Below are 19,697 nucleotides of genomic sequence, written 5' to 3'. Positions count from 1 at the left end.
GCAATTGTCAGCCCATCCCTTATACCTACAAAACGCTATTATTCTTCGATGAAATGGGGGATTTTAGTTGATAAGCACAGTCTTCATTAATCAAAGTCATTTTAGAGACTTTTTCTAAAATAGAACGCAGACGTGAAACAGCTTGATGTACAGTATCCGGTGTTCCATTTCCTTTTGGCCATAACAGAGACATAATTTCACTAAAAGTGAGTCTATTATTTTCTGCTTCAACGAAAGCCCTCAATAAAGTTTTATTTTGATTAGACAAATGCTCTCTATGTCCATCATTTTTCAATGAGGAATCATCAAAATTGAAAAGAGTTCCATCCGGTAATCTATAAATATGAAACTGATTTTGTTCTGTTGTAACAACCAGTATTTCCTTTTCGATAATTACAGGTACTTCCTTTTGTACAATAACCGGTACTTCTTTCATAAAATACTTTTCAATTTTATCTCTAAAGAGGAAACCAATAACATATAAGATTACAATTATCAATAATGGAACTACAAATACAAAAATGTCTTCAAACGCCATATTACTTAACCAAGCATAATTTATGAAACCTGTAACTTCTACTTCACATCGATATCCAACGTAGCAAGAGACTAAACTATCTTTTAAGGATTTATGCCCAAATGTTTTTGAAAATTCAGAAGTAGTATGATAGTCCAAATCTGTAACAGAAATGCGAACTCCTGTCGATGCCATTATGTTTTGATTACTCAGACAACGTTTCCATATAGCCTCTATAGTATCACTATCTAAAGGATATTCTTCCAAAACAATACTATGAACACTTCGCATTTTCCCATCAAATGTCACATTATTTACATGTTTACAAGAATCTATTTTGTATTCTCTCCTGCCATACTGACTCGTAACAAATACATTCTTCGGATTTTTTGTGGCTACTGACATCAATTCCCTTCCTCCATGACATTCAACTTTCAAATCACTCCGACTTTTCAAATCTTCATTCAAAGCTTCTTTAAATGTTTCACAAGCTACCTCATTCCAGCGCTCCACGTTATTTTTCCGCCAGACAAAAACAAGTATAACAGTTATAACAACCGCCAATATCAGTAGTACTACAATGATTTTATTTTTCATAGTTACTATAAATCTATTTTTTGACAAAGTTAATAGAAAAATAGATTTTTTCTGAAACACATTAAAATCAATTTCTTTCTTGAAAACAAATATTCATATCGAAATCCATTTTTGAAAACACATTATTTTGTCTACATAATACGGTACACAAAACGACTGGTCATTTTCATAAACATTATAAAATGCAACGCAAGAGGATGCAAGTAAATCCGGTATATAATTCCTATTGATAAATGCTGTCACTCTTTACACGATATAATACAGGATTAAAAGGTGTATATAAACTTACTTCATCACATTCGTTAATTCTCCTTCTATCAAGAATTCACCTTCGAACACCTTAGGTGTAAGAAGAACAACCGGCAAACAATCCTCCTGCCAGCAGGAAGCAAATAGCTATAATACTTCCTTTCATTTCAGTTTTTATATTACTCTTCATATTGATGGAACAAAGGGTTAAAACATTGACTCATAAAATCATACACATTAAGGCCTTAATTACATTTTCTTTAATTCCAATTTCTGAAAACACAAAACATTTTCATCAAAATCAGGACGTTTGAAATGGGAAGTACTTAAGTATAATCCGTCTTCACAGAGGTAGAAAAGACGAGGATTGTAAGTATACTCCGAGAAAAGGGTTTCTCCAATCACATTCAATTTCTCATCCAATATCATAATAGAAAATGACATTTTACCAGAACGAAGCAGTTCCAAATAGTCACCGGAGTAATTATTTATTTCTGTTTCAGGATAAGCAAACCTATAATAGACTTTCCTATATCTATCGTACAAGATATCTCCGTAAGAGGCATGTTCGCACTGTGCTTTAATCAGTTTCTGAAAATCATCTTCCTTGGAACGGAAAACGGTTACTTCATCTATATATCTGCTGTTAGCTCTAATTTTCTTTACTGTTTCATGATCCGGAGTTGTCTTATACAGATATTCATCAGCGAAAAAGGAATATATAAAATTCTGTCCGTCACAGCAACAAGAATATTCTGCACCCATACCTGCAACAGTGCCAAAGTCTTTGGAAGTAATCAAAGGAGGAAACTTCATCGGTAATGCCGTCACTGTCTTTTTTACGGTATCAACCACAGCCCTTACAGAACTATGTTCTAATGCTTTATCGCCTAATCTGCCATTAAGCATCTGAGGGATATACAAATTATCCCCGATGAACGTCAACGGTTTTCCACCATATAATATCGGCGGAATGAATGATTGTCCACTTTGTGTTTTCGAGAAGTCAATCCGCTGTTTAATAATTCCGGCAGTATCTACCCGATAAATAGTACTCACATAAAGGCTGGGAATATAGATATGTTCCATATCGGCAATGGTATATCCGCCAAAACCTCCCGTTACAGAGTTATTACCTTCGGCATCAATGCACACCCGTTTTATCAATTCTTGCGCATCTACATCATAGATGAGAATTTCTCTTTCGGGCAAATTCTGAAAGCTCAAATACCACTTGTCTTTATCCTTGAATGGGAAAACCGATATTTGAGGCATTCTTACATCATCCGGAATATTGAAAGACAAGAAATCGTCCTTCGCTTCCAACTTACAGATATCTTGATTTACTTTAGAAGTACAAGAAAGAATGGAAGTTATTATGTAGAGAAATACTAATACTTTTCGCATATAAATTTTAAATCTAAGTTGTACCAGAATTTATTTCATATTTTTTGCTAAAATCTTGACTTCATGTTCTAAAGTTGTGTTATCATAAATTTCATTGCGGGCAATTCTGTATTGAACAAAAATAGGGAATATTTATCAATATAGAAAACATAATAAATTAAATAGATTGAACCTGCTTGTTTTATTGAACAAAATCGATATTTCTTCATTCTAAACTTCCTTTTTATTGCTTGCAAACTTTTTCTTTATCCATAAAATTCTATATTCGCAAGCTGCGAACAGATAAACTTAGATTAAGAATAGTAATTCTTAGCCTAAGTTTATATATTTGCATACAGCGGACAAAATATATTCTAAATAAAAGAAAAGTTTGCAAGCAATAAAAAGGAAGTTTAGAATGAAGAAGAAATATCTTTTCGCTTTACTCTGGAAATAAAGAAACTATATGTGGAATGAACTGATAAAAACAGGGAGCTGATAAAACAACGCCTGCCTTCCTCGTTCCCAAGAAAGGCAGGCGCCATTATTCGATATGATCAATCTCTGTTATTTCAGCAAAGCTTCCGGATCCAAATGGTCGGCTTCGATATCCTTGAAGTAACGGTAAGTGCCGACTTTCAATTCTACTGTAGCGGCATCATCACAAACGATGATACCTTTTTCGTGCATTTGCAAAGCACTGATTGTCCACATCTGCATTACAGGACCTTCTACCGCATGATAAAGGGCACGGGCTTTGTTATGGCCGTTCACGATAATCATCACTTCCTTGGCACTGAGCACAGTACCTACACCAACTGTCAATGAAGTCTTGGGCACCTTGTTTACATCGTTGTCGAAGAAACGGGAATTGGCGATGATAGTATCGGTAGTCAGCGTCTTCTGGCGGGTACGTGAAGTCAGGGAAGAACCCGGTTCGTTGAAAGCGATATGGCCGTCGGGACCGATTCCACCCATGAAGAGGTCTATACCACCGTATGACTTGATTTTTTCTTCATAACGGGCACATTCCGCATCAAGGTCGGCGGCATTACCATTCAGGATATTGGTATTCTCGGGTTTGATGTCGATGTGGCTGAAGAAATTGTTCCACATGAAAGAATAATAGCTTTCCGGGTGTTCCTGCGGAAGACCTACGTACTCGTCCATATTGAAAGTGACCACATTCTTGAAAGATACGATACCTTTCTTGTTGAGGTCGATTAACGCCTTATACATGCCCAGAGGGGAAGAACCGGTGGGGCATCCAAGTACAAACGGTTTCTCGGGTGTCGGATTGGCGGCCTTGATTTTCGCAGCTACATAATGTGCCGCCCACTGTGATACGGATTGGTAATCCGGTTGAATGATTAGTCTCATGTGATTGTTTTTATTAGGTTAATAACGTTTTGTTAATTAAGAGTTAAGAGTTACGAAGTCAGTAATTTTACAATTACTTCCTGTCTTTCTTCAAACGCTCCGCCATGGCACGCGCAAGGTTTTCACATTGTTCGTAAGTAATGTCTTTCATAGCCTGCTTCATTTCTACAGGGTCACCTATGATTTCGAACTTACTCTTTTCCGCAAATTCACCCATACGCTTCACGGCAGCACCTGCCCAGCAGAAAGAGCCGAAATAGCCCAGATAACGGCCTTTCACTTCGCGCACCAGTATCTTGGACAACAAGGATTCTACTTCGGGAAATATCTGATTACTGTAAGTAGGGCTACCGATTATCAAACCTCTATATCTGAATATATCGGCTATGATATAAGAAGGATTGCTTTTGGCTACATTATGCAGCACAATGTTTTTGATGCCTTGCACTGATAATTCCGCCGCAATAGCTTCGGCCATCTGCTCCGTATTGCCATACATGGAACCGTATGCAATGACTACACCTTCTTCGGCGGCATAACGGCTCAATTTATCATAAATGCCGATAACCTTGGCGATATTGTCCGTCCATACCGGCCCGTGCGTGGAACAGATAGTAGAGATGGGCAAGCCACCCAACTTTGCCAACGCCTTCTGTACCGGAGAACCATATTTGCCGACGATATTGGAATAGTAACGAACCATTTCGTCCCAATATTTATCCAAATTTATGCGGGTATCGAGGAAACCGCCGTCAAGCGTTCCGAAACAGCCGAAACCGTCACCGGAGAAAAGTACTCCCTCGGTTTCGTCAAATGTCATCATCGTTTCGGGCCAATGCACCATCGGGGTCATATAGAAACGTAGTTTGTGATGGCCTAAAGCCAGAAAATCATCCTCTTTCACCAAGTATTGTTCACCCGTCACACCATAGAAACCTTCAATCATGCCGAAAGTCTGTTTGTTACCGACAATGACAATATCCGGATAGTGTTGCTTTATCAGACGGATAGAGCCTGAATGATCCGGTTCCATGTGGTTGATGATAAGGTATTGGATGGGACGTTCGCCAATGATGCTCTTTATTTTACGAAGATATACTTCAAAGTAACAAATATCTACGGTATCGATCAGAGCCACAGTTTCATCGTCTATCAGGTAAGAGTTGTAAGAAACTCCGTAAGGCAATGGCCACATACCTTCAAACAAATGTTTATTACGATCATTCACTCCCACGTAGTGGATTTTTCCTTTTATCACTGTTTTTGGGTTCATTGTTTTTTCTCTAATTTAGATTGATTCCATATTCTAACGTCGGCAAAAATAAGTCTTTTTTCTCACATTTCATATTTCTTTCCTTGATAAGCGCCGAGTTCTTTCATTCTTTTTTGTACCCGATGGTTAAATTCATAATTTTTTAGTCCCCAATCCGGTGCAATCAATAATTCTTTGGGAGATTGGGATACAAACCGTTCCAATACCAAGTCGGGACGCAGGTGTTCGACGTAATCTATTACGAGGTCGATATATTCTTCGACATCAAACAGATGGAAATCTTCGGGATGCTGTTCATACTCCCATGCCATGCGGGTGCCGCGTATCAGTTGCAATTGGTGCATTTTCAGCGTGGTGAGGGGAAGACGCGACATCGCGGCCGCCTGGGATACGATAGCGGGATGCGTTTCGCCCGGCAATCCCAAGATGACATGCCCGCCGGTAAGAATGCCGCAGGAGGCTGTACGTTCTACCGCATCAACAGTGGTTTGAAACGTGTGCCCCCGGTTGATGCGACGAAGTGTTTCGTCATGGGTACTTTCAATACCATACTCTATCAAAAGGAAAGTGTGTTTATTGATTTCCTCCAGATAATGAAGCAATTCATCGGGCATACAATCGGGACGGGTACCGATGACCAACCCGACCACATCATCTACGGACAGAGCCTCCTCATACTTCCGTTTCAAGGCTTCCAGTTCGCCATACGTATTGGTATAGGCCTGAAAGTATGCGAGATATTTCATTTCCGGATATTTGTGGGCAAAGAACTGTTTGCCCTCTTCCAGTTGTTGTGCAACCGGCTTTTCCGTCCGGCAATAATCGGGATTAAAGGTCTGGTTGTTGCAATAGGTACAACCGCCATATCCTTTACTGCCATCCCGGTTGGGACATGTAAAACCGGCGTTCAACGATATCTTCTGTACTTTGTACGGGAAATAACGCTTCAGAAACAAAGGAAACTCATTGTAAAGAGGTGTGATGTTCATAAATCTATCTATTATGAAGCAAAAGTAGTGCTTTTGTTCGAAATAAAATAAAATAAATTCATAGCTTTGCATGTAACCTTAACCAATCAACTGATATAATGAATAACTATCATAAAAATTTGGTCTTCATAGCCGCTTGTATCGGAATGTGTTTTTTCGGCGTTTCAATGATTACATTGGGTTCGGTATTACCGTCGCTGGTTATCAAATTAGGTTTAAACAGCTTGCATACCGTTTCGCTTGTCACATTCCTGCCACTCGGCATGTTGGTGGGATCACTGATTTTCGGTCCTATCGTAGACCGTTTCGGGCATAAGGCATTGCTCGTGCCCGGTTGTGTCATTGTATTGCTGGGTATGGAAGGACTTGCTTTCTTCGAAAACATTCCCATGTTACAAGCTTCCATCATCGGAATAGGCCTGGGTGGAGGTATTCTGAATGGAGAAACGAACGCATTAGTGGCCGATATCTCAGAAGACGCGGAAAAGGGTTCCCGGCTTAGCTTCCTGGGCATGTTCTACGGACTGGGCGCATTGGGTATCCCCATGTTACTGGGCATCTTATCGGAACATTTCACCTACGAAGTGATTTTACAAGGTATCGGTGTTATCATGCTGGCAGCTATCCTATTCTGTATCCCCATACGTTTCCCCGCACCGAAACAGGCACAGGGTTTTCCCATAAAAGAAGGATTGGGATTACTGAAAGAGAGTAGTTTGTTGCTGCTCAGCTTCATTCTGTTTTTCCAAAGCGGCATTGAGGGGGTCTGTAACAACTGGTCAACAAGTTACTTTGGAAAGGCGACAGATATCCCCGCCGACCGCGCATTGCTGGCACTGACTTGCATGATGGTGGGATTGACGGTAGCACGTATACTTCAGGTCGTTATCTTCAAGAAAGTAAAACCGGAAAAGGTGTTGCCTTACAGCCTTGTCCTGACTGCCGCCGGCTTCGGCCTGCTGATATTTTCACCGGACTTTATCAGGGCGGCCATCGGCATGACAATAGTGGGTGCCGGATTATCGGCAACCTATCCTGTCATATTAAGTCTTATCGGTAACCGTTATCCTTCTTTGTCGGGAACGGCTTTCAGTGTAGCGCTCGCCATAGCTCTGGTAGGACAGACCGCAATGAATGGCCTGATGGGAATTATAGCGCGAAGTGCTGATGGTATCAAGTTATATCCGTATCTGATGATAGTTTCACTCATCATCATGCTTTTCTTGTTCAGGCGTTCGCTCAAATAAAAACAAGCCGGTACTTCGCTATTTCTTATCATTATCGTATATTTGTTCCGAATTATCAACCGTTTGAATAATATAAAAAAACTATGATATGAAAAAGATAAGTATTGTACTTCTTTTATGCTTCTACGCCTTGACCGGTTTTGCGCAAGGTGGCAAACCACTCGACTTAAAAGAAATCGTATCCGGTAAATTCTCTCCTGAAAATATTTCCGGTGTTATTCCCATTCCGGGAGACGGTGAGCATTATTCCCAAATAAATGCCGACCGGACACAGATTATCAAATATTCTTTCAAGACCGGTAAACCGGTAGAGGTACTTTTTGACGCTACCACCGCCCGTGAGTGTCCATTCAAGAAATTCGACAGTTACAGTTTCTCTCCCGATGGCAGCAAACTGCTCATCGCCACGGAAACGACTCCTATTTACCGTCGTTCATATACAGCTGTACATTACATATATAGCCTAAAACGTAATCTGGACGGAAAAATCAATAATGTCGTAGAAAAACTCTCTGACGGAGGACCGCAGCAGGTACCTGTTTTTTCGCCGGATGGCAATCAGGTAGCTTTTGTACGCGATAACAATATTTTTCTCGTGAAACTGCTTTATGGCAACAGTGAAAGCCAAGTTACGGAAGACGGTAAACGTAATGAAGTCTTGAACGGAATTCCCGACTGGGTATACGAGGAGGAATTCTCTTTCAATCGTGCTTTGGAGTTCAGTCCCGACAGTAAGATGCTGGCATTCATCCGTTTCGATGAGCGCGAAGTGCCTTCCTACTCTTTCCCCGTTTTTGCCGGAGAAAAACCTCACATTGCTCTTTATGAAAAATATCCGGGAGAATATACCTATAAATATCCCAAAACGGGCGAAGTCAATTCTAAAGTATCTGTTCATACTTTCGATATCAAGTCTAAAGTGACCCGTAAAATAAATGTTCCGCTGGATGAAGACGGATATATTCCTCGTATCCGCTTTACGCAAGACGAGAATAAACTGGCTATCATGACCTTGAACCGCCATCAAAACCGATTCGACCTGTATCTTGCCGACCCTCGCAGCACCGTTTGCAAACTGGCTTTGCGCGACGAAAGCGATACATACATCCGGGAGAATGTGTTCGACAATATTATCTTCTATCCTGAGAATTTCAGTTTTATGAGCGAAAAGAGCGGATACAATCATTTGTATTGGTACAGTATCAGCGGTAATCTGTTGAAACAGGTAACTTCCGGCTCGTATGAGGTGCAGGATTTTCTGGGTTATGACCCTGAGGATGGTAGTTTTTATTACACCAGCAACGAAGAAAGCCCTATGCGTAGTGCTGTGTACAAGATTGACCGTAAAGGAAAGAAAAGCAAGTTGTCCGACAAGACAGGAACGAATAGCGCGCAATTCAGTACGGACATGAAGTATTTTATGAACCGCTACTCCAGTGTGGATACACCTACTGTTATCACGCTGAACGACAATACAGGTAAGACATTGACTACTCTAGTCGATAATGCCGCCCTGAAACAGAGAATTGACGGATATGCCATGCCGAAAAAAGAATTCTTCAATTTCCAGACCTCAGAGGGTACTAAGCTGAATGGCTGGATGATGAAACCGACTGATTTCTCGGCCAATAAGAAGTATCCGGTCATCATGTTCCAATATAGTGGCCCGGGATCACAGCAGGTACTTGACAAATTCGGCGTCAGCTGGGAAACATATATGGCATCGCAGGGTTATATTGTGGTTTGTGTAGACGGACGAGGAACAGGTGGACGCGGTGCAGAATTTGCTAAATGCACCTATCTGAACCTTGGCGTGAAAGAAGCCAAAGACCAGGTAGAAACAGCTCTTTATCTGGGAGGTCTGCCTTATGTAGACAAAAATCGCATCGGCATCTGGGGATGGAGCTTTGGCGGATATATGACTATCATGAGCATGAGTGAAGGTACACCGGTATTTAAAGCCGGAGTAGCCGTTGCCGCCGTTACGGACTGGAATTATTATGATACGGTATACGGGGAACGCTTTATGCGTACTCCGAAAGAAAATGCAGAAGGATACAAAGCTGCTTCCGCTTTCAACCGTGCCCATAAGTTGAATGGTAACCTGCTATTAGTTCATGGAATGGCTGATGACAATGTACACTTCCAGAATTGCGCGGAATATGCAGAACATCTGGTACAACTTGGAAAGCAATTCGATATGCAAGTGTATACGAACCGTAACCACAGTATTTATGGGGGTAATACACGCTTGCACCTGTATACGAAATTAACAAATTTCTTTGACAGGGAATTAAAATGACAGTTTCCATTTATCTGATATCACTATGACAAACAGAGTGCCTAAACCGGAATGGCTTAAAATAAGTATCGGAGCGAACGAACGTTATACCGAAACTAAGCGTATTGTAGAATCGCACTGCCTGCATACTATTTGCAGCAGCGGACGCTGCCCCAATATGGGGGAGTGCTGGAGCAGAGGTACTGCCACTTTTATGATTGGCGGCAATATTTGCACCCGCTGTTGCAAGTTCTGCAATACACAAACCGGGAAACCCCTGCCGCTCGATCCGCAAGAACCTACCCACGTAGCAGAGTCCATCGCTTTAATGAAACTCTCGCATGCAGTCATCACCTCAGTAGACAGGGATGACCTGCCTGACCTCGGTGCTACACATTGGACGCAAACCATCCGCGAAATCAAACGCCTCAATCCGGAAACTACCGTAGAAGTGTTGATACCCGATTTCCAGGGACGACATGAGCTTGTTGCACAAGTGATCGACGCCCGGCCGGAAATTATCTCCCACAACATGGAAACCGTAAAACGTATCAGTCCGTTGGTGCGCAGTGCCGCCCGTTATGAAACAAGCCTTGAAGTGCTACGCCAAATTGCAGAAAGCGGTACTACGACCAAATCGGGCATTATGGTCGGACTGGGAGAAACCCCGACGGAAGTAGAAGAACTGATGAATGATTTACGCCAAGTGGGTTGCCACATTCTGACAATCGGACAATATCTGCAACCTACACACAAACACTATCCTGTGGCAGAGTATGTGACTCCCACTCAATTTAACATTTACAAACAGATTGGATTAGAAAAAGGATTTGTACAGGTAGAAAGTGCCCCGCTGGTCCGTTCTTCCTATCATGCCGATAAATCAACCATTTACATACAAAAAAAGATGAAATAAAGAACATTTAGCTATAGCTGATTGTTAATTAGAGAAAACGACAAAATAATACAATAATGGGTCGGCAAAGAGTTCTATCATCTCAATTCAATATGTCATTAGGATATATTCCTGTTATTATATCCATTTTACTATGCGAATTCATAGATCAAGACATAGCAATCTACACCGGTACCGGTGTGGGAATATTCTACAGTTTCACTATCTGGACAAGTAAAAGTATACATGTTCCTAAAATCATTCTTTACAGTACAACCGGAATGTTATTGTTGCTGACTATAACGACTTTTATTATTCCGAATTATTGCCCTAAGGAAATGTCTCCGTTTACTTTGGAAATCAGCGCCATTATTCCACCACTGGTTATCTTTCTCAACCGGAAACGTTTTCTGAACTATCATGCCTCACAAACCCATAAATGTTGCAAGCAGTTTTTTGCCCAAGGAGCCGAAGCCGCAATTGTTTCAGCACGTGTATTACTGATTATCAGTTCCCTGCATTTTTTTATCATCATTATCTCTGTTTTGATAAGTCACCCGATGGGAGATACCCTCCGCTATATATTATTCCACATCATTCCTCCTTGTGTATTCATTTTAAGTATCCTGTTCAACCAATTCGGTATCTACTATTTCAATAAGGTAATGAGATACACGGTTTTTGTACCGATAGTCGACAAAAAAGGAAATGTCTTGGGAAAAGCAATAGCCTCTGAAGCCATAAACCATAAAAATGGCTATATAAACCCGGTTATCCGTATTGCAGTAACTTCACATGGCATGTTGTATCTTCTGCCACGCCCACAATGTTCCTCGCTTGAGAAAGGAAGAATAGATTTACTCATGGAGAGTTATCTCCTTTATGGTGAAACATTGGAACAAGGTGTTGAAAGAATGTTACAGCAAACACTTCCCACGGCTCCGCGCCAAAATTTGCACTTCAACCTGATGTATCCCTTCGAAAATGAAGTCACTAACCGACTGATTTATCTCTTTACCCTCGATTTGGATAATGATTCTATATTATGTAATAAAAACTTTAAAGGTGGAAAACTTTGGACTTTCCAGCAGATAGAACATAATTTATACCGTAATTTCTTCAGTAGCTGTTTTGAATATGAATTCGAACATATTAAAGCTATTATTAACATAAGAGAAGAATATAAAGACACTAATGGATAAATATACAGCTTACTAAAAAGAAAACATAAAAAAACATAGCTACAATTTGGGCTGGTTTAAAAATCCCAATATCTTTGCACACATAACCTTATATATAAATTTTTAGAAAAAAAACATGAACAAATCATTTGGTCACTATAGGAGACTGAAGGCATTATCATATACCTTCCTCCTATCAATGGTACTGTCGTGCCCAGTTGTAAATGCTGCAGGTAGAGAAAAAATCCATGCGGAAGTTGCCCAGCAACAAAGCCAAATCCTTAGCGTAACGAAAATCAACCCTACCACAGTAGAAGTATTATTCGCCAATCAACAGCGTATGACTCTTGATTTCTATGGAGAAAACATCTTCAGAATCTTCCAGGACAATACAGGTGGCATACTCCGTGACCCGGAAGCCAAGCCTGAAGCTAAAATTTTGGTAAGCCAACCCCGCAAAAATGTATCCCAACTGGATATTAAAAACAGCGATGGTTCCGTATCCATTATTACCGGAAAGATTGAAGTACAATTAAACAAGAGCACCGCATTGATGAAGGTCATCAATCTGACAACCGGCGCTACCGTACTGGAAGAAGCAGAGCCTATTATTTTCGATAAAGAAAGAGTCACCTTGAAATTTAAAGAACATCCACAGGAGTATTTCTATGGAGGTGGTGTACAGAACGGGCGATTCTCACATAAAGGTAAAACCATATCCATTGAAAACCAAAACAGCTGGACAGACGGAGGTGTAGCATCTCCTAATCCATTCTATTGGTCAACGAATGGTTATGGCTTGATGTGGCACACCTTCAAAAGAGGAGTTTATGACTTCGGAAGAGAAGAAAAGAATATTGTGAAACTATTTCATCAGACAAACTATCTGGATATCTTTGTCATGGTTAATGAAGGTGCCGTACCTTTACTGAATGATTTCTATCAACTGACCGGCAACCCTGTATTGCTTCCGAAATTCGGTTTCTATCAAGGGCACCTGAATGCCTATAACCGTGACTACTGGAAAGAAGACGAGAACGGAATTCTATTTGAAGACGGAAAACGTTATAAAGAAAGTCAGAAGGACAACGGTGGTATCAAAGAATCGCTGAATGGAGAAAAAAATAATTATCAATTCTCGGCACGTGCCGTGATAGACCGCTATAAGAACCATGATATGCCTCTGGGCTGGCTCTTACCTAACGATGGTTATGGAGCCGGTTATGGTCAGACGGAAACACTGGATGGAAACATACAAAACCTGAAAGAACTGGCAGGATATGCTCATAAGAATGGTGTAGAAATCGGTTTGTGGACTCAATCTGACTTACATCCTAAAGCAGGTATCAGCGCTTTGTTGCAAAGAGATATCGTGAAAGAGGTACGTGATGCCGGTGTACGTGTATTGAAAACGGACGTAGCATGGGTGGGATCCGGATACTCCTTCGGACTGAATGGTATTACAGACGTGGCACAAATCATGACCTACTATGGTAACGACGCTCGTCCTTTCATCATTTCTCTCGATGGCTGGGCAGGTACACAGCGCTATGCAGGTATATGGTCGGGCGACCAAACCGGTGGCGTTTGGGAATATATACGTTTTCACATTCCGACTTATATAGGTTCGGGATTATCGGGTAATCCTAATATCTGCTCTGATATGGATGGTATTTTCGGTGGAAAAAATCCAATAGTAAATACCAGAGATTTCCAATGGAAAACCTTTACCCCTATGCAACTGAATATGGATGGTTGGGGAGCTAATGAGAAGTATCCTCATGCACTGGGTGAACCTGTTACTTCCATCAACCGCTGGTATCTGAAAATGAAATCGGAAATCATGCCATATACATACAGTATAGCAAAAGAGGCTGTTGACGGTCTGCCAATGATTAGAGCTATGTTCCTTGAATATCCTAATCCTTATACGTTGGGGAAAGCAACGCAATATCAGTTCCTATATGGCCCATATTTCTTGATAGCTCCTATTTATCAGGCTACCAAAGCTGATGCACAAGGCAACGATATCCGCAACGGTATTTACTTGCCCGAAGGTGAATGGGTAGATTATTTCTCCGGTGAATTATATCAGGGTGGACGTATCATCAACAACTTTACTTCACCGCTTTGGAAACTCCCCGTATTCGTGAAAAACGGGGCAATCATACCCATGACGTCCCCCAACAATAACGTCAATGAAACAGCCAAAAACCTGCGTATATACGAACTCTATCCATACGGACAAAGCACATTTACTGAATATGACGATGACGGTATCACTGAAGAATATCGTGCAGGTAAGGGTGCAAGCACTTTGATAGAGTCTGCCGTTGGTCCGAAAGGTGATGTTACAATTACTATTCAACCGACTCAGGGTGATTTCAACGGCTTTGTAAAAGAGAAAGTTACCGAGTTCAAAGTCAATGTGACCCAAAGGCCCAAGAAGGTTTCGGCAACCATCGGTAAGAACAAGTTGAAACTTACCGAAGCCAAAAGTATGGATGAGTTCCTCCAAAAAGAAAACGTCTATTTCTATGACGCTCAACCTAATTTGAACAAATTTGCTACCAAAGGTAGCGAGTTTGAGAAAGAAGTTATCATTAAGAACCCACAGCTACTCGTCAAGTTGGCTGCTACGGACATCACTGTAAATCGTACAACATTGAAGATTGATGGGTTTGTGTTTGCTCCGACTGACAACACCAAGACAAGTACCGGCTCTCTGACCGCTCCTAAGGCTAAGGTAAGTGAAGAGAATACAGCTGCTTATACTCTGAAACCTACCTGGAACAAGATAGACAATGCCGACTATTACGAGATAGAGTTCGACGGTATGAACTATAGTACCATCAAGGATACGGAATTGTTGTTTGAAGGACTGAAAGTGGAAACTACATACGACTTCAAAATACGTGCAGTGAATAAGGATGGATATTCCGATTGGTCAACATTCAGTGCTACTACCAAGAAAGATCCGTTGGAATTTGCCCTCCATGGCATTACGGGTGAAACTACCGCTGCCAACCAAGGCCGTTCACTCCGCCGCTTGTTCGACTTTGAAGAAGGTGAATTGTGGCATACCAAGTATAATGAAAAAGCTGTACCGTTCGATCTGGTTATGGATTTGAAATCAATCAATCAAGTTGAGAAGTTCCACTATCTTCCGCGTGAAAATGCAGGAAACGGAACAATCCTGAAAGGTACTGTTTACTACAGTATGGATAAAGAGAACTGGACTGAAGCAGGAGCGTTCGAATGGAAACGTAACAATGAAGTGAAGGTATTTACATTTACCCAAGCACCAACTGCACGCTACATCAAGATGAGTATCACTGAAGCCGTTGGCAACTATGGTTCCGGTCAAGAGATTTACGTATTCAAAGTACCGGGAACAGAAAGTTACTTGCCGGGCGATATTAATAACGACAAATTGATTGATGAAAACGATCTGACCTCGTACACCAACTATACCGGCCTGAGACGTGGCGATGCCGACTTTGAAGGATACATCAGCAACGGCGATTTGAACCGTAACGGTCTGATAGACGCCTATGATATTTCTGTCGTAGCCACTCAGCTTGAAGGTGGTGCCGACGGTGTCAGAGGTGAAAAAGTAGAAGGTAGTCTCAACATAAGTACGCCGAAACGTACTTATGCCAAAGACGAAATAGTAGAAGTATTGGTAAAAGGTTCCGGACTACGTTTCGTAAATGCTCTCAGTTTTGCTTTACCTTACAATCCTGCCGATTATGAGTTTGTGAGCGTACAGCCGATAGCCATGAAAGAAATGGAGAACCTGACTAATGACAGACTCCATACCAACGGAACGAAATCGCTGTATCCTACGTTCGTAAACATCGGAGAGCGTAAAGCATTGGAAGGTGACGGTGACTTGTTCATTCTAAAACTCAAAGCTAAACGGAATGTGACTTTCAACTTGAAGATAACAGACGGATATCTGGTAGATAAGTTACTGAATGTATGTAAGTTCTAAATGTCATACCGATAAGAGAGTTTTCTCTCTTATCGGTACATAAATAAAAAAACGAAGGTGTATCAAAAACAAACAGTAAGTGTTTTTTTGTTTTTGATACACCTTCGTTTTTTTATTCCTTCTTTCACTCCTACCTATACAGTAGAAAAATACAAGGTATTTTAGAAAGGTCGGGCACTTTCCCTTGCCATTCTTTTACAGTCTTGGTTTTGATATACTCTCCTTCGCAAGTAATATTTGCCGCAATACAAAGTTTGGTTTGCGGACGGCAATTATGCAGAATATCCTCTACCATCTTATTATTTCGATAAGGGGTTTCAATGAAAAGTTGAGTCTGACTCTCGGCATACACACGCTGTTCGAGCATTTTCAACTTCTTGGCACGTTCACCAGGTTCAATCGGCAAATAACCGTTGAATGCAAAACTTTGCCCGTTGAAACCCGACCCCATGACAGACATAATAATGGAAGAAGGTCCCACCAAAGGAACCACTTTCAGGTTTTTACGTTGAGCGATAGCAACCACATCCGCTCCCGGATCGGCCACAGCCGGACAACCGGCTTCAGATATCACCCCCATCGGGTTTCCCGTTTCAAGAGGTTTCAAATATCCGGAGATATCCTCAGGCGAGGTATGCTTGTTCAACGTGTAAAAAGTAAGCGTATCTATATCTATCTCCCTATCCACCTTTTTCAGAAAACGACGTGCCGAACGCACATCCTCCACTATAAAATGGCGGATACCTGAAATGATCTCCTTATTATAAGAAGGTAAGACCGTCTCAACAGGAGTATCACCCAAAGTAACGGGTAAAAGATAAAGAGCAGATTCCATTATCCGTAAATGATATTTCCATTCTCGTCCTTGTACTCATCCAGCCCCTTTTCATAAGTAGCCATAGCACGAAGGCTCATACCGACACTGGAGAAACCACCATCATGATACAAATTCTGCATGGTAACCTTACGGGTGAGATCAGAAAACATAACGATACAATAGTCTGCACATTCGTCAGCCGAAGCATTACCCAGTGGAGACATACGATTAGCAAAGTCGAACAACTTATCCATCCCCTTCACTCCGGAACCGGCAGTAGTCATTGTAGGAGACTGGGAAATAGTATTGACGCGTACATTATGTTCGCGACCGTAAATGTAACCGAAACTACGAGCGATTGATTCCAACAAAGCCTTAGCATCCGCCATATCATTGTAACCGTAGAACGTACGTTGCGCAGCCACATAACTCAAAGCCAAAATCGAACCATATTCAGCAATAGCGTTCATCTTCTTGGCAGCCTGTATCATTTTATGGAAAGAGATAGCCGAAATATCCAACGTCTTGTCCAACATGTCATAATCAAGATCATCGTAAGTACGTTTTTTACGTACATTGGGAGACATACCGATGGAGTGAAGCACAAAGTCAATCTGACCACCCAACACTTCCATAGAACGTTTGAAGACGTTTTCCAAATCTTCTACACTTGTAGCATCAGCCGCAATCACTTCACAATTCAGTTTCTCGGCAAGAGCCGATACTTCACCCATACGCACAGCGACCGGTGTATTGGATAAGGTGATAGTCGCACCTTCTTCTACTGCTTTTTCTGCTACTTTCCAGGCAATGGACTGCTCATTCAGAGCACCGAATATAATGCCTCTTTTTCCTTTCAACAAATTGTAACTCATACCTATTATTTACTAAAATTCGGCACAAAGATACGAAGTTTCTGCATAAAAGCCCTGAAAGTGTGCAAAGAAAAGGCCAAAACCTCAAAAAATACACCAAAACCAACAATAAGTACACATAGTTTCATTCAAAGCCCGATACATTTGCAATCAGTAATTAAGAGGTTTTTTCATAATATTTATTTAAGGTTAGAATTAGGTTAACATGAATTATTTATTAATTCTTTCGTAAGTTGCTCGTGAGAGTCGCTTACGGGAGAATAATAAAAAAGTGGTAAGCAGAGAGTGAATAGTTGAAAGTCAATAACCCCGAATATGATGAAAACGCCTTTCCTTAATTAACCCGTAATTTGTAATTAATAACTTGTAATTAATATAGTATCACGAATGAACACATTTATAAAAAAACTGGTTGCGCTCATCGTTTTTTCCCTGCCACTGTTACCCATACAACATGCAGTATTTGCGCAAAACGGAAGTTTGATAGACGAAAGTATCTACAAGAACCTTCCTTTCGATATGCCTAAGGTAAAACAACCTTCATTCCCCGATTATACAGTCAATATTTTAGAATTCGGCGCCAAAAGTGATGGCATCACTCTGAATACCCAAGCAATCAACAATGCCATCAAAGCGGTAAATGCCAAAGGTGGCGGTAAAGTCGTCATCCCGGAAGGACTATGGCTGACAGGCCCTATCCAACTGTTAAGTAATGTAAACCTACATACCGAAAAGAATGCATTGGTACTATTTACAGACGATTTCAATGCCTATCCCATCATCAAAACTTCGTTTGAAGGACTGGAAACCCGTCGTTGCCAATCACCTATCTCCGCGATGAATGTTGAAAACATTGCTATTACAGGTTATGGCGTATTCGATGGTTCGGGCGACAGTTGGCGCCCTGTGAAACAAAGTAAACTCACTCCCGGACAATGGAACGAGTTGGTAAAATCAGGTGGTGTAGTAGATAATTCCGTATGGTATCCCACTGCAGGTTCCCTGAAAGGAGCACTGGCTTGCAAGGAATTCAATAATCCTGAAGGTATCGAAACCGAAGAAGAATGGAATGAAATCCGTCCATGGCTGCGTCCGGTATTACTGAATATCGTCAAGAGCAAGAAAGTACTGCTCGAAGGTGTCACTTTCAAGAACTCCCCGAGTTGGTGCCTGCACCCGTTGTCTTGTGAACACATCACTATCAACCAAGTGAAAGTATTCAATCCATGGTACTCTCAGAATGGTGATGCCTTGGATCTTGAGTCTTGCAATAATGCACTGATTATCAACAATATTTTTGATGCTGGCGATGATGCCATCTGTATTAAATCCGGAAAAGATGAAGATGGTCGCAAACGCGGCGAACCTTGCCAGAACGTAATCGTCATGAACAACACTGTATTACATGGACATGGCGGTTTCGTAGTAGGTAGCGAAATGTCCGGTGGTGTAAAAAATATCTACGTTACAGATTGTACCTTCCTAGGTACTGACGTAGGTTTGCGTTTCAAGAGTACCCGTGGTCGTGGTGGTGTGGTAGAAGGTATTTATATCCACAATATCCACATGATTGATATACCTCACGAAGCATTGTTGTTCGACCTTTTCTATGGTGGTAAAGGTGCAGGCGAAGAAACGGAAGAAGAACTGAAAGACCGTATGCAAGCCGCCATTCCACCGGTAACTGTTGAAACTCCTTCATTCCGCGACATTCATATTTCAAACATCATCTGCAAAGGCTCGGGACGTGCCATGTTCTTCAATGGCCTGCCTGAAATGCCCATCAAAAATGTGACGGTGAAAGATGTGATTATCAGTGATGCTAAAGAAGGTATCATTATCAGTCAAGCGCAAGGTGTAACTCTGAAGAATATCCGTATTGAAACCAAAGGAAACACTCTGAAGGTGAAGAACGCCAAAGAACTGAAAGTAGAAGGAAAGGAATATCCAGTGATTGATGCAAAGGGCAAGACACTGGATTTCTAATTCATCACAGAGAACATAGAGTTTTCT

General features: G+C 41.2%; 13 protein-coding genes. 6 read left to right on the top strand and 7 right to left on the bottom strand.

Going from position 1 to position 19,697, the window contains the following annotated elements:
* Positions 1-25 precede the first annotated feature (25 nt).
* The 5 genes from C1A09_RS12125 to mnmL all read right to left on the bottom strand — a co-directional run bounded on the left by C1A09_RS12125 (position 26) and on the right by mnmL (position 6,391).
* Positions 26-1,114, bottom strand: coding sequence for a winged helix-turn-helix domain-containing protein (locus C1A09_RS12125; RefSeq protein WP_101544556.1), 1,089 nt, complete (start codon positions 1,112-1,114; stop codon positions 26-28).
* A gap of 498 nt (positions 1,115-1,612) precedes the next feature.
* Entirely contained in the window at positions 1,613-2,770 is a 1,158-nt protein-coding gene (locus tag C1A09_RS12115) for a DUF4221 family protein (RefSeq protein ID WP_101544553.1), read from the bottom strand.
* Positions 2,771-3,316: 546 nt separating this feature from the next.
* Positions 3,317-4,129, bottom strand: coding sequence for a glucosamine-6-phosphate deaminase (nagB, locus tag C1A09_RS12110; protein WP_101544551.1), 813 nt, complete (start codon positions 4,127-4,129; stop codon positions 3,317-3,319).
* 73 nt (positions 4,130-4,202) lie between these two features.
* Positions 4,203-5,402, bottom strand: a complete 1,200-nt coding sequence (locus C1A09_RS12105; RefSeq protein WP_101544548.1) for an FprA family A-type flavoprotein — start codon at positions 5,400-5,402, stop codon at positions 4,203-4,205.
* Positions 5,403-5,464: 62 nt separating this feature from the next.
* Complete coding sequence (gene mnmL, locus C1A09_RS12100; protein ID WP_101544545.1) at positions 5,465-6,391, bottom strand: tRNA modification radical SAM protein MnmL/YtqA; 927 nt, start codon at positions 6,389-6,391, stop codon at positions 5,465-5,467.
* A gap of 98 nt (positions 6,392-6,489) precedes the next feature.
* Here mnmL and C1A09_RS12095 point away from each other — a divergent pair, with 98 nt between their 5' ends.
* The 5 genes from C1A09_RS12095 to C1A09_RS12075 all read left to right on the top strand — a co-directional run bounded on the left by C1A09_RS12095 (position 6,490) and on the right by C1A09_RS12075 (position 15,992).
* Complete coding sequence (locus tag C1A09_RS12095) at positions 6,490-7,638, top strand: MFS transporter (protein WP_101544542.1); 1,149 nt, start codon at positions 6,490-6,492, stop codon at positions 7,636-7,638.
* 88 nt (positions 7,639-7,726) lie between these two features.
* Entirely contained in the window at positions 7,727-9,940 is a 2,214-nt protein-coding gene (locus C1A09_RS12090; RefSeq protein WP_101544540.1) for a S9 family peptidase, read from the top strand.
* Positions 9,941-9,965: 25 nt separating this feature from the next.
* Positions 9,966-10,835, top strand: coding sequence for a lipoyl synthase (gene lipA / locus C1A09_RS12085; protein ID WP_101544537.1), 870 nt, complete (start codon positions 9,966-9,968; stop codon positions 10,833-10,835).
* Between the two features lie 56 nt (positions 10,836-10,891).
* Complete coding sequence (locus C1A09_RS12080; RefSeq protein ID WP_101544535.1) at positions 10,892-12,016, top strand: NUDIX hydrolase; 1,125 nt, start codon at positions 10,892-10,894, stop codon at positions 12,014-12,016.
* Positions 12,017-12,194: 178 nt separating this feature from the next.
* Positions 12,195-15,992: a TIM-barrel domain-containing protein gene (locus C1A09_RS12075; RefSeq protein ID WP_370738743.1), complete on the top strand. Its 3,798-nt coding sequence runs from the start codon at positions 12,195-12,197 to the stop codon at positions 15,990-15,992.
* 130 nt (positions 15,993-16,122) lie between these two features.
* On the opposite strand, the gene C1A09_RS12070 is transcribed toward C1A09_RS12075, so the two are convergent.
* Complete coding sequence (locus tag C1A09_RS12070; RefSeq protein WP_101544530.1) at positions 16,123-16,827, bottom strand: SAM-dependent methyltransferase; 705 nt, start codon at positions 16,825-16,827, stop codon at positions 16,123-16,125.
* The gene (locus C1A09_RS12065) at positions 16,827-17,684 is read right to left on the bottom strand and encodes an enoyl-ACP reductase FabI (protein ID WP_101544528.1); all 858 of its coding nucleotides are present in this window, start codon (positions 17,682-17,684) and stop codon (positions 16,827-16,829) included. Before C1A09_RS12065 ends, C1A09_RS12070 begins: the two co-directional genes overlap by 1 nt.
* Positions 17,685-18,071: 387 nt before the next feature.
* Here C1A09_RS12065 and C1A09_RS12060 point away from each other — a divergent pair, with 387 nt between their 5' ends.
* Complete coding sequence (locus tag C1A09_RS12060; RefSeq protein ID WP_101544526.1) at positions 18,072-19,670, top strand: glycoside hydrolase family 28 protein; 1,599 nt, start codon at positions 18,072-18,074, stop codon at positions 19,668-19,670.
* Positions 19,671-19,697 lie beyond the last annotated feature (27 nt).

The sequence above is a fragment of the Bacteroides cutis genome (assembly GCF_900241005.1).
In the GTDB taxonomy this organism is placed as follows: domain Bacteria; phylum Bacteroidota; class Bacteroidia; order Bacteroidales; family Bacteroidaceae; genus Bacteroides; species Bacteroides cutis.
Note: the sequence above shows the minus strand (reverse complement) of the source record. Positions and strands in the feature narration are given on the sequence as shown.

Bases quoted from the DNA above. Each gene is read 5' to 3' on its own strand.
- C1A09_RS12125 (WP_101544556.1), bottom strand. From the start codon at position 1,114: ATGAAAAATAAAATCATTGTAGTACTACTGATATTGGCGGTTGTTATA.
- C1A09_RS12115 (WP_101544553.1), bottom strand. From the start codon at position 2,770: ATGCGAAAAGTATTAGTATTTCTCTACATAATAACTTCCATTCTTTCT.
- nagB (WP_101544551.1), bottom strand. From the start codon at position 4,129: ATGAGACTAATCATTCAACCGGATTACCAATCCGTATCACAGTGGGCG.
- C1A09_RS12105 (WP_101544548.1), bottom strand. From the start codon at position 5,402: ATGAACCCAAAAACAGTGATAAAAGGAAAAATCCACTACGTGGGAGTG.
- mnmL (WP_101544545.1), bottom strand. From the start codon at position 6,391: ATGAACATCACACCTCTTTACAATGAGTTTCCTTTGTTTCTGAAGCGT.
- C1A09_RS12095 (WP_101544542.1), top strand. From the start codon at position 6,490: ATGAATAACTATCATAAAAATTTGGTCTTCATAGCCGCTTGTATCGGA.
- C1A09_RS12090 (WP_101544540.1), top strand. From the start codon at position 7,727: ATGAAAAAGATAAGTATTGTACTTCTTTTATGCTTCTACGCCTTGACC.
- lipA (WP_101544537.1), top strand. From the start codon at position 9,966: ATGACAAACAGAGTGCCTAAACCGGAATGGCTTAAAATAAGTATCGGA.
- C1A09_RS12080 (WP_101544535.1), top strand. From the start codon at position 10,892: ATGGGTCGGCAAAGAGTTCTATCATCTCAATTCAATATGTCATTAGGA.
- C1A09_RS12075 (WP_370738743.1), top strand. From the start codon at position 12,195: ATGGTACTGTCGTGCCCAGTTGTAAATGCTGCAGGTAGAGAAAAAATC.
- C1A09_RS12070 (WP_101544530.1), bottom strand. From the start codon at position 16,827: ATGGAATCTGCTCTTTATCTTTTACCCGTTACTTTGGGTGATACTCCT.
- C1A09_RS12065 (WP_101544528.1), bottom strand. From the start codon at position 17,684: ATGAGTTACAATTTGTTGAAAGGAAAAAGAGGCATTATATTCGGTGCT.
- C1A09_RS12060 (WP_101544526.1), top strand. From the start codon at position 18,072: ATGAACACATTTATAAAAAAACTGGTTGCGCTCATCGTTTTTTCCCTG.